Consider the following 11494-nt stretch of genomic DNA (forward strand, 5'->3'; position numbering starts at 1 on the left):
AACTGATTTTAAAAAAGGATTGAGAAATTTGTCACTTAAGATTCGTATAGTACTTGTAGAGCCCATGTATCAGGGAAATGTCGGATCTGTTGCACGAGCAATGAAAAACTTTGGATATACTGACCTGGTGCTTGTAAATCCCTGTAAACTAGAAGGAGAAGCAAGAGCCATGTCATCGCATGCAAGAGATATCCTTGAAGGAGCAAGAATTGCCTCAACGATTGAAGAGGCTGTAAAAGGCGCAAACCTGATGATAGGAACTACAGGGGTGGCAAGCCTGAAAACCGGGGAACATATTCGTCTTCCGCTTTATACCTCCAGAGAACTAAAAGAGAGACTGAAAGATTACAGCGGAACAATTGCAATCCTTTTCGGACGAGAAGATACCGGTTTCCGGAACGATGAGCTCAAAAGTTTTGATATGCTTTTTACAATCCCAGCTTCTGAGATATATCCGATTATGAATCTCTCACACGCTGTTGCAGTGGTGCTTTACGAACTCTCGGACCTGGAAGGAGGAAACAGTCCCCTTGCCGACGGACTTGACCTCCAGCTTTTATACGAACATCTGGAGGAGCTGCTGGAGGAAATCGATTATCCTCCTCATAAAAAAGATAAAACTTTTCTGATGCTGCGGAGAATTTTTGGAAGGGCAGGGTTAACTCCCAGGGAAGTTCAGACTTTGAGGGGTATAATCAGAAAAACCGAGCGAAAAATGGGATATGCATTAAACGAGCCTGAGGGCCAGGAAACAGAAGCTTCGGCAAGTATAGAAAAGTTCATATGAGAATAAACCTGTTTTTACATCAGAATTTGTGATACCTATTATTACTTTTTTTAAATCCTTTTTCAGACAAAAACCGTAACGACAAATGAAAGTTTTGCCTAAAGCCAGATAGAGAATGATATGACTGAAACAGAAAGCAAGTGGGATGAAAAGCTAAAGAGGTTTTTTAAAGACTATTACTGGAATGAAATCCTCCAGCTTGCAAATGAGTATCCGGATCAGCGAAGCCTTAGCGTGGATTTTACGGATATTGAAAAATTTGATAGAGAGCTTTCAAAAGAATTTCTTGACCACCCAGAAGAACTTATAAAGGCGGCTGAAGCTGCCCTGATAGAAATTGACCTTCCTGTAGAAAAAAACCTGGAAGAGGCTCATGTAAGGGTAATAAAAACTCCAAACCGAATATCTATAAGGGAGTTAAGGAGCAAGCACCTCTCACGCTTTATTGCAATCGAGGGTATGATAAGGAAAGCAACTGAGGTTAGACCGAGAATTACCAAAGCAGCTTTTGAATGCCTCAGGTGCGGATATCTTACTTTTGTGGACCAAAACAGCTTCAAGTTCGAGGAGCCATTTGCAGGTTGCGAAGGCGAGAACTGCGGAAAGAAAGGACCCTTTAAGGTAAGGATAGAGGACTCTACCTTTATAGATGCACAGAAACTGCAAATCCAGGAGTCACCCGAAAACCTGAAAGGAGGTTCCCAGCCCCAGAGTCTTGAGGTTGACTCGGAAGACGACCTGACAGGAGATGTCACACCAGGAGACAGGGTTATAATTAACGGAGTCCTTAAATCCAGACAGCGTACTCTCAAAGATGGAAAATCTACCTTTTATGACCTTGTGTTAGAAGCAAATTCCATAGAGCACCTGGATAAGGACTATGACGAACTCGAAATAACTTCTGAAGATGAAGAAGATATCCTTGAACTTTCCCGTGATCCTGAAATCTATGGTAAAATTGTTAGCTCTGTTGCACCTTCGATCTACGGATACGAGGACATAAAAGAGGCACTCGCCCTTCAACTGTTTTCTGGAGTTGTGAAAAACCTTCCTGACGGTTCCAGAATAAGGGGCGATATACATATTATGCTTGTAGGAGACCCTGGAATTGCAAAATCCCAGCTCCTGCGTTATGTGGTCAAACTCTCTCCCAGAGGCGTGTTTACTTCAGGGCGGAGTGCGTCAGCAAGCGGTTTGACTGCAGCAGCCGTAAAAGACGACCTTAACGACGGAAGATGGACAATCGAAGGCGGTGCCCTTGTCATGGCTGATATGGGAATTGCTGCTGTTGACGAAATGGACAAAATGAAAACCGAGGATAAAAGCGCCCTACACGAGGCAATGGAACAGCAGACGATAAGTATTGCCAAAGCGGGAATTATTGCTACGCTTAAATCCAGATGTGCTCTTTTGGGAGCTGCAAATCCGAAATACGGGCGTTTTGACCGGTATGAAGGCCTTGCAGAGCAGATAAGTATGCCGCCTGCACTGCTTTCACGTTTTGACCTTATCTTTGTTTTGCTCGATACTCCTGACCATAACCTGGACACAAAAATTGCGAACCATATTATACAGTCTCATTATGCAGGAGAACTCTTTGAGCAGCGTGAAAAACTTCCTGGGTCCCGTATAAAGGAAGATTTTGTCAAAGCCGAAATGGAGGTAATTGAACCCGTCATACAGCCTGAAATAATGAGAAAATACGTTGCATATGCCCGGAAAAACGTGTTTCCTGTAATGGAGGAAGATGCAAGGGCTCATCTTATAAAATTCTATACGGATCTCAGAAAAACCGGAGAGAGCAAAAACACTCCTGTACCCGTAACTGCCAGGCAGCTTGAAGCACTTGTTCGCCTCTCGGAAGCAAGCGCAAGAGTCCGCCTTAGCAATACAGTCACACTTGAAGACGCAAAAAGAACTATCCGAATTACTATGAACTGCCTGAAAAATGTAGGTGTTGACCCTGAGACCGGAGCCCTTGATGCGGATATACTTGCATCTGGCACAAGTATGAGCCAGAGAAACAAGATAAAAACCCTCAGAGATATAATTAAAAAGGTAAGTGAAAAACATCCGGGAGCTAAAGCCCCTCTCGAAGAGGTTTATGCAATAGCTGAAAGCGAACACGGGATTGATAGAGTTCATGCTGAAGAGAACATTAAGAAAATGAAACAAAGGGGAGACCTGCTTTCTCCGGATCAAAATCATATAAGACTTGTTTAAGTTTAAGGTTTGTTTAAGTTTAAGGTTTGTTTAAATCTAAGATTTGCTTAAGTTTAAGGTTTGTTTAAATCTAAGATTTGCTTAAGTTTAAGGTTTGTTTAAATCTAAGATTTGCTTAAGTTTAAGGTTTGTTTAAACGAAACGAAGCAAAACGCTGAAAGTTCCAGGATCTTTTTTCCAGATCCTGGAAAGTAAAAAAGCCTGCACAACACATACATAGCGATTATGTGAGAACGGTTAAGCTGTAAATACTAAAAGGCAATACTATTTAAAAGGGAGAATATGTATATAAAGATATATAAAAATGGGGAGCATGTGCTTGTTGCAGCCTGCGATAAGGAAGTGCTCGGTAAGACCCTGAAATGCGGCAAGACCGTAGTGGAGATCAGCAGGGCCTTTTATGAAGGGAAATACGTTTCCGAAGAAGAATTCAAAAAAGCTCTTGAGGGAGCTACGACTGCAAATCTCTTTGGAGAAAAAACAATCAATCTTGCTATAAAATGCGAGTTAATAGATCCGGACTCCGTAATAATAATTGACGGCGTACCTCATGCCCAGATCTTCAGGGTTTAATCCAATTGCTTATTAATCCTTGAGAAATTATAAGTCAGCGAAAGCCAAACCACTGGCTTTCAGGGCTGATTATATACCGGAACAGAACAACATATGTATAAAATAAAATACAGATTGTGATACAGTGACTGAGAACATTGACGAAGCCGGAATCAGAGTGCTGACAGAAGAGGAACTGATCTCCGCAGTTGTGGAAAAACATAGACGGTTTCTGGAAGAAAATAAAAAGGAGTTTAGAGAACTGGACAGCAGTTTAAACCAGGTCGAAGAAAATATAAAAAATGCAAAGAATTTCAGAACCCGGATGGAAGAGAGAAAGGAAATCCTCAAGGAAAAACGCCAGCTATTCTACCATCAGACCGAAGCACTCCTTGAAAAAGAAATCTTCCCAAAACTGGACCCGATTACTGCAAGCAGACTCAGGGAAGAGCTTAAAAAACTCAAAGGGCAGATCGAACCTGACGAGGAACAGAAACTTAAAGATTTATTTATGCAAAACCTGCGTGAAACTATTCTGGCAGCTGGACTTGGAGAAACTGTTCTCTTGCAAGCGAATGCCAGAATGGAGGAAGCCAGGAACTCTAATGTTGAATTAAAAGAAATAAAAAATTCTGAAAAACAGCTTGTAGAGGATGACAGCAGCAAAAGTGAAGAGATTTCTAAAAGCAAATCCCAGCATAAGTGGCTTGGCACCAGAATAAAAAACCATGAAGAGGCACTGAGCTACTGGGAAAAATTAAAAGTATAACCCTTTTTCGAAAATATACGGGTGATAGTACATGACCAACGACGTTTCAAGCACAGAAATTGCAACGGCCGACCTTTCAAACCTTAACGAACGGGAGCTGAAGGGCAAGGTAAACGAGCTCAGGAGCAGGATAGAGAAAAGCGAAAGGCAGTTGGCATCGATTTTTAGGGAACTGAAGATTAACAGGACCGATATCGACGAGCTGAAAGAAAAGAGAGACTCTCTGAACCAACAGGTTAAGGAAAAGGTTGCAAAAGCACAGGAACTAAGAGACAAGCGGGACGAGATTAACAAAGAAATCGGTGAGTACAAAGGAAAAAGAAGTAATGTGAACTTAAAGACGCAAGAACTGTTTTCAGGAATTGCTGGACTCAAGGAACAGCGGGACGAATACAATAAATGTTCCCATGGAAGTGTGGAATCTCTCACAAAGGCTTATGAAGCCGAACTTGACGCTTTTCTTAATAAAGAACTGCCTCTTGCAGTGGAAATCAAAATATTCCAGAAACTGACTGACATAAGTAAACGCCTGCAAGCTGCAAATAAGGCAAATGAACTGCATGCGCAAATCCAGGAAAGTTATAAAGAGTCAAAAGGAATACATAAGAGAGGAGACGAACTCCATGAAAAAATCCAGACTCTTTCAGACCAATCTCAGGCTTGCCACCTGGAAATGCTAGAAAGTTTCAAATTGGCGGATGAGATCCGCAAAGAAGCAAATACATATCATGCCCAGCTTACGGATAAAATCACAAATATAAATACGATTAAAGAAAAAATTGACCCGCTTAAGACCAGTATTGCTAATAACCGGAAGGCACTCTCTTTATATTTAGAAAGGTTAAAAGATCTGCAACTTACCAAAGAAGAGCACAAAGTAAGCCAGAAACATAACGATGCCCGTGAAAAACTTCAGAAAAACGCTCGTATGAGCCTTGAAGATCTTAAGCTCCTTATCGAGAAAGGGGACGTTAAATTCTCCAATGATTAAAAATTCGTGAAATTCAGAGGCCGGAGACAAAAATCAGTTTCATTAAAAATATCCCCGGTTTACTCCATTTAAATAATTTTCCTTTATATCTACAAAAAATGACATTCTATTTACTCTATTTAATATTTTTATTTGTATCTACAAAAAATGGCTTTCCATTTACTCTATTTAAATAATTTTATTTCATTACTTGATTAAAATCCTTTGTTATTTCATAAATCGATTTTTCCTAAATCAATTTTTCCTAAATCAATTTTTCCATAAAGTCTTCCCATAAAGTCACTAAAAAATTTATTTTCTCTTTACTTTTCCTGCAAAGAAACCTGTTACCAGAATCATGGCTCCCATCCCAAGGAGGAAGAGAGGCATATCAAAACCTTCAGCTTGAGTTTCCAGTTCTGGGTCGGCGGAAGAGGAGGTATTATTATTCGAAGAGTTGTCAATAGATTCGGTTGGTGTTTGAGGTACAGGAAGCCTGGGATCAATATACTGGTACACAGGTGAAAATTTCACAAGTACCCCATCCGCTCCTTCATATATCGTATCTACGGTAAGGTTAAGAATTTTGGTAGAGTTCTGAGAATATACAAACTGAGATCCTTCAGTAACGATATCATCCTGAAGGGGAACTCCGTTTCTACTAAGTTCAATCCAGACTCTTTTGCCTTCGGTGTCCGCGCCTTTTACGTAAAGTTGATAATCCTGTAAAAAATTATGGGAATATCCTGACCTGATATATATTTCCTCTCCATTGATAGCAATAATGGAAAGACTGGATTTATCGGCAGGAATAATGGAAAATTTTTTTTCGTTATCAGCAGCAGCTAAAACAGGTGTTATCGAGTAAAAGACTGAGAAGCATAAGGAAATAAGAAGGAAAAAAGAAAATATGGAAACAAGGTTTATCCTCTTAATTTCCTTTCTTCTCTTTTCATCTGGAACGCGCATAAATGCATCTGCCTGCAATGATTTCTTCTTTGGTATCGTCGGCTTTTCTTATTACGAGAGCTCCGTCCGGGGTTACTCCTACGGCTTTGCCTTCTATAATTCGTGAGGGCGTCGTGACCTTTACCTCTCTTCCTATGGTGTCGGAGAGAGCAAGCCAGTCATTGAGAATGTGTGAGAAAGGCTGGGTCTTAAAGAGTATATACTGTTGCTCAAGCTCAAAAAGGAAATCTTGCAGGAACGAAACCCTTTTTATATGCGTTCCAAGCTCGGCTTTCAAAGTTGTAGAGCCTGCACGGAAAGATTCAGGGATATCTTTCAAATCCATGTTTACATTAATTCCTATTCCCAGCACAACATAATCTACCCTATCCACTTCGGCCTTTGCTTCGGTAAGAATTCCACAAACTTTCTTCCCGTTAATACGGACATCATTTGGCCATTTAATACGTGAATCAAGGCCCATATTGCGAATAACGTTTGCAACTGCAAGCCCTGCAACCAGAGTTAGCCTTGAGGCATGCCTTAGAGGAATTCCGGGTTTCAATATCACAGATATCCAGATCCCGCCATGAGGTGAGACCCATTCTCTGCCCATCCGACCTCTGCCTCCTTTCTGCACTTCAGCAATTACAAGCGCGCCTTCTTCTTCCGATGCCGCGATTTCTTTTGCAATACTGTTTGTAGAAGTTACCTCTTCGAAATAGTGGATTTTTTTTCCTAGAAGAGTTGTTTTAAGCCCCATCTGGATTTCTTCCGGGTACAGAAGTTGAGGTACGGATTTCAGGACATATCCTCTTTTCGGAGATGATTCTATCTCATAACCATCAGCCTGAAGGGACTTGATATATTTCCAGACCATTGTCCTCGAGATCCCTAACTTAAGCCCCAATTCCTCTCCGGAAACAGGACTTTCCTGTGCATCTTTAAGTGCCTTGATAATTCGAGATCTTTTATCTCCCATCCTCGTACCCCATACAGATGTATGCGTTACACCGTATATATTTTTTTAGTTTAAGTCGTTTCATATTAAACTGACCTGAATCCTGTCCCTGTTTCCCAGGAGGACACATGTCACCTCTGTGTATTCTGTGCCATGCTCACATAGGCGTGCACGGCAGCTGTAATGGCCGCAACTTTTTTGTCTTTTGCTTGAAGAGCCGAAGCCAGAGTAGCTCCTTTTTCAGCATCTGCTTTGACAACCTCTTCAACGGCTTCCAGAATATTATGGTCTTCAATAAAAGCCGTTGTAAGGTCGCCTCTACGGAAAGCAGGGTTGCGCATAACCGCTTTATGGAAGGGGATATTAGTTTTTACTCCAACGACCACATACTCGTAAAGAGCCCTTTCCATCCTGGCAATCGCTACATCTCTTGTCTTTGCCCAGACACAAAGTTTCGAAATCATTGAATCGTAGTAAGGTGAAATGGTGTAACCTGTATGTACTCCACTGTCCACTCGAACTCCAGGCCCACCTGCTGACCGGTATCCACGGATTTTTCCGGGGGAAGGAGCAAAATCATTTAACGGATCTTCTGCGTTGATCCTGCACTCAATAGAATGTCCATTGATAACGATATCTTCCTGATTAAATTCAAGCTTTTCTCCCCAGGCTATCCTGAGTTGCTCTCTTACAATATCAACACCTGTAACCATCTCAGTTATTCCGTGTTCGACCTGCAAGCGAGTATTGACTTCAAGGAAATAGAAGTTGCCCTTTGAATAAAGAAACTCCACTGTCCCTGCATTTACATAACCAATTGTCTTTGCTACCCTGACCGCGGCTTCTCCCATCTGGGCCCTCAGTTCAGGAGTCATGATAGGGGAAGGCGCTTCTTCAATAAGTTTCTGATGCCTTCTTTGAATGGAGCATTCCCTATCTGAGAGGTAAATTGTGTTTCCATATCCGTCTGCCAGAATCTGAATCTCTATGTGCCTGGGTTCCTCTACATACTTTTCAATGAAAACTGAGGAATCACCAAACGCTGAGCCAGCCATTTGCCTGGTAGAGCTGAGTGCAGCAGCAAGTTCATCGCTGGAATCAACTACTTTCATCCCAATTCCGCCGCCGCCTGCCGAGGCTTTAATCAAAACAGGATAGCCGATCTCTTCTGCAATTTTTACAGCCTCAACAGGATCCTCAACCGCATCTTTCGTCCCGGGCACAACAGGAACGCCAGCCTTCATCATAAGGTTTCTGGCTCTGATCTTGCTTCCCATCTCGGCAATCACATGGCTTGGAGGACCTATGAAAACAATTCCTTCTTCCTCACAACGTTTTGCAAAGACAGGATTTTCGGAGAGGAAGCCATAACCCGGATGAATTGCTTCAGCTCCTGTGTTTTTTGCAACTGCAAGAATAGCCTCCATGTTCAGATAGCTCTGGCTGGAAGGGGCCGGGCCTATCAGGTAGGCCTCATCTGCATACTTGGCAAAAAGGGCATTTTTATCAGCTTCCGAACAGACCGCAACCGTGGAAATTCCAAGTTCGCGGCAGGCACGCATAACCCTGATTGCAATCTCACCGCGGTTTGCAATGAGTACTTTTTTGAACATAATGCCTTCCACCTCACTATATTATTCGATTGACATGATTATGTCGCCAGGAGATACAGTGTCCCCTTCGGAAACAAAAATCTCTCTTACAACGCCTGAATGGGCAGCATGAACAGTGTTTTCCATTTTCATAGCTTCGATAACAGCAATTGTGTCGCCTTCTGCAACAGTATCTTCGACCTTGACCTTAAGAGAGAGAACCATGCCCTGCATTGAAACGCTCACAGCTCCTTTAACGGACTCGACACTCGGCTTTTTGGGAGAAGCTTCAGATATGGATACTTCCCCACCGAGAGGTTCAATCCTGACCTCATAGATTTCGTCATCCACTTCTACCTTGAAATGAGTTGGAACTTTGTGTTCCTGCTGGACTGCAGGTGCAGATGCAACTACTGCTAGAGCTTCTTCTTCCATTTCTCCCCTCAGGAACTTGGGAGCGATAGCCGGATACAGAATATAGGTAAGTATATCTTCTTCAGATTTAGCAATACCCATTTCTTCGGCTTCCTTCTTCCTTTTCTCATATTCAGGTTTAAGGAGATCGGCAGGACGGCAGTGAATAGGCTCTTCGTCCCCGATCACCTTGCCTATTATTTCCGGGCTTATTGGAGCAGGAGGGCGCCCGTAAAGGCCGCGAACGTAATCCTTCACTTCTTTAGGAATAACTTTGTAGCGTTCGCCCATGAGCACGTTAAGAACTGATTGAGTGCCCACGATCTGGCTTGTAGGAGTGACAAGAGGCGGATATCCAAGCTCCTTTCTAACCCTGGGCATTTCAGCAAGTACCGCATCATATTTGTCAAGAGCGTTCTGTTCTTTTAGTTGAGATACAAGGTTAGAGAGCATTCCGCCCGGGATCTGGTAAATGAGCACATTAGTATCGATCTGTTCGGAAATAGGATCGAGTATGCCCCGGTATTTCTCTTTTAATGATTTGAAATATTTAACGGCTTCTTCAAAAGCATTCAGATCCAGCCCGGTATCATAAGGAGTATCTTTGAGAGCAGCTACTACTGTTTCGGTTGGAGGCTGAGAAGTTCCCCAGGCAAAGGGAGAAAGTGCAGTGTCCAGAATATCGACTCCTGCCTTACAGGCTGCCATATAGCTCATTGGAGCCATTCCAGAAGTGCAGTGGCAGTGCAGAGAAATCGGAATTGAGATTTCTTTTTTCATGGCACTTATTATATGTGCGGCACCATTTGGGGAAAGAAGGCCTGCCATATCTTTGATACAGATGGAATCGCACTCCAATTCTTCAAGCTGTTTTGCAAGTTCAACATATTTCTCAACGGTATGTACCGGACTTATGGTGTAGCAGACCGTACCCTGTACGTGCGCACCAAGACCTTTTGCCACTTTGATAGAGAATTCCATGTTCCGGATATCATTGACAGCATCAAAAATCCGGAAAATGTCAATTCCATTCTGGTAGGATTTAGTAACGAATTTCTCGACCACGTCATCCGAATAGTGCCTGTACCCTACAAGGTTCTGGCCCCTAAGCAACATCTGAGCGTAGGTGTCTTTCATTTCTTTCTTGATATCCTTCAGGCGCTGCCAGGGATCTTCGTTAAGGTAGCGGATACAGCTGTCAAAGGTGGCACCTCCCCACATTTCAAGGGAGAAATACCCTATCTGGTCCAGTTGTTCAACCACTTCGAGCATATCTCTTGTCCTCATTCTGGTTGCCAGGAGAGATTGATGTGCATCTCGGAGGATGGTTTCGGTAATTTTTACACTCATGGATGAACCTCTTAAAATCGAATCAAAATAACCGGGTTTACTATTCCTGATAGCAAACTTTGAACAGTCATTCCGGAGGGTTTCATTTGATATTCCGGAATTATCAGGGTTAAGATTTTGATCCGTTTGAGTAAAGTACATAAGTCCTCAGATTGCAGTTTTAATACGGTTTTCTATGCTTTTACCGGAAAGAGGGGGTTTTCGGTTATATTTGACTGATATTCCGGAACCGCAATCGGAGGAAACCAATATTACAGACGTAAATGAAGTACTCAATATATCTTCATTGATGAGAATTCTTTAATATACAATTGTTAACAAGTATATACTTTTCGCCTGTTAACATTAGAAGGGTAGTTTTTAAAAAGTTCCAGGCCCCAGATACAATTTAAACTTTATTTAAAAGTTATAAGTTAGAAAACGTACATGAAATTCTTCGAATAACATGCACAAATCAATGAAAGTACTCTACGCCCTCTTTTTTGACTATTAAGCCCTTATTACCTTGGGCAGTAAGGTTGTCCTTATTTTGGTTTCTCAAAACCGTCAGAAAACTAATCAGTGAATTGCCATCGAAGGCTCAAATGTGACTTTGATCACGGATGCTAAATTGGCCTTTTAGGCAATTCGACTGCCCAAATAAATTGGGTGATGTTATATGATTGAAGTCATAAACAAAGCTTGTGGTCTAGACATTCACAAAATCTTTTTCATTGCTACAATTCTCAGTAGATCTGGCGAAAAACAACAGCAACGTTTCAACAGAGATGACGAAGGAATTTTAGCCCTTAAAAATTGGGTAATATCCGAAAAATGTAATGTTGTTGCATGTGAGTCAACAAGTGATTTCTGGGTTCCTATTTATGATTCTTTGATAAAGCATCTACCTGTAATAGTTGGAAATGCTCGAGATATGAAGGTATTTACC

Annotated in this window: 9 protein-coding genes and 1 pseudogene; 6 read left to right on the forward strand and 4 right to left on the reverse strand. The window is 42.0% G+C overall.

Features of this window, described 5'->3' with window-relative positions; translation table 11 throughout:
- The first annotated feature begins 28 nt into the window (after positions 1-28).
- The 5 genes from ASJ81_RS02320 (at position 29) to ASJ81_RS02340 (ending at position 5322) form a co-directional block, all read left to right on the forward strand.
- Positions 29-787, forward strand: coding sequence for an RNA methyltransferase (locus tag ASJ81_RS02320; RefSeq protein WP_245859719.1), 759 nt, complete (start codon positions 29-31; stop codon positions 785-787).
- Positions 788-907: 120 nt separating this feature from the next.
- On the forward strand, positions 908-3010 hold the full coding sequence (locus ASJ81_RS02325; RefSeq protein ID WP_095643067.1) for a minichromosome maintenance protein MCM: 2103 nt from the start codon (positions 908-910) through the stop codon (positions 3008-3010).
- Positions 3011-3292: 282 nt separating this feature from the next.
- Positions 3293-3583: a DUF424 domain-containing protein gene (locus tag ASJ81_RS02330; RefSeq protein WP_095643068.1), complete on the forward strand. Its 291-nt coding sequence runs from the start codon at positions 3293-3295 to the stop codon at positions 3581-3583.
- Positions 3584-3707: 124 nt separating this feature from the next.
- Complete coding sequence (locus ASJ81_RS02335) at positions 3708-4331, forward strand: hypothetical protein (protein ID WP_095643069.1); 624 nt, start codon at positions 3708-3710, stop codon at positions 4329-4331.
- A 31-nt stretch (positions 4332-4362) separates the two neighbouring features.
- Complete coding sequence (locus ASJ81_RS02340; protein ID WP_095643070.1) at positions 4363-5322, forward strand: coiled-coil protein; 960 nt, start codon at positions 4363-4365, stop codon at positions 5320-5322.
- A 291-nt stretch (positions 5323-5613) separates the two neighbouring features.
- Here ASJ81_RS02340 and ASJ81_RS02345 read toward each other — a convergent pair whose 3' ends face one another.
- The 4 genes from ASJ81_RS02345 to oadA form a co-directional block, all read right to left on the reverse strand.
- Positions 5614-6270, reverse strand: a complete 657-nt coding sequence (locus tag ASJ81_RS02345) for an S-layer protein domain-containing protein (protein ID WP_095643071.1) — start codon at positions 6268-6270, stop codon at positions 5614-5616.
- Positions 6254-7231 (reverse strand): biotin--[acetyl-CoA-carboxylase] ligase, encoded by a 978-nt coding sequence (locus ASJ81_RS02350; RefSeq protein WP_095643072.1) that lies wholly within the window; start codon positions 7229-7231, stop codon positions 6254-6256. Before ASJ81_RS02350 ends, ASJ81_RS02345 begins: the two co-directional genes overlap by 17 nt.
- Positions 7232-7341: 110 nt before the next feature.
- Positions 7342-8823: an acetyl-CoA carboxylase biotin carboxylase subunit gene (locus ASJ81_RS02355; protein WP_095643073.1), complete on the reverse strand. Its 1482-nt coding sequence runs from the start codon at positions 8821-8823 to the stop codon at positions 7342-7344.
- A gap of 21 nt (positions 8824-8844) precedes the next feature.
- Positions 8845-10566, reverse strand: a complete 1722-nt coding sequence (gene oadA, locus ASJ81_RS02360; protein WP_095643080.1) for a sodium-extruding oxaloacetate decarboxylase subunit alpha — start codon at positions 10564-10566, stop codon at positions 8845-8847.
- 658 nt (positions 10567-11224) lie between these two features.
- Here oadA and ASJ81_RS02365 point away from each other — a divergent pair.
- Positions 11225-11494: pseudogene (locus tag ASJ81_RS02365) on the forward strand (IS110 family transposase); the annotation flags it as partial.

Source organism: Methanosarcina spelaei (assembly GCF_002287235.1).
GTDB classification, from domain to species: Archaea; Halobacteriota; Methanosarcinia; order Methanosarcinales; family Methanosarcinaceae; genus Methanosarcina; species Methanosarcina spelaei.

Coding starts and splice junctions, on each gene's coding strand:
- ASJ81_RS02325 (WP_095643067.1), top strand. CDS start 908: ATGACTGAAACAGAAAGCAAGTGGGATGAAAAGCTAAAGAGGTTTTTT.
- ASJ81_RS02330 (WP_095643068.1), top strand. CDS start 3,293: ATGTATATAAAGATATATAAAAATGGGGAGCATGTGCTTGTTGCAGCC.
- ASJ81_RS02340 (WP_095643070.1), top strand. CDS start 4,363: ATGACCAACGACGTTTCAAGCACAGAAATTGCAACGGCCGACCTTTCA.
- ASJ81_RS02345 (WP_095643071.1), bottom strand. CDS start 6,270: ATGCGCGTTCCAGATGAAAAGAGAAGAAAGGAAATTAAGAGGATAAAC.
- ASJ81_RS02350 (WP_095643072.1), bottom strand. CDS start 7,231: ATGGGAGATAAAAGATCTCGAATTATCAAGGCACTTAAAGATGCACAG.
- ASJ81_RS02355 (WP_095643073.1), bottom strand. CDS start 8,823: ATGTTCAAAAAAGTACTCATTGCAAACCGCGGTGAGATTGCAATCAGG.
- oadA (WP_095643080.1), bottom strand. CDS start 10,566: ATGAGTGTAAAAATTACCGAAACCATCCTCCGAGATGCACATCAATCT.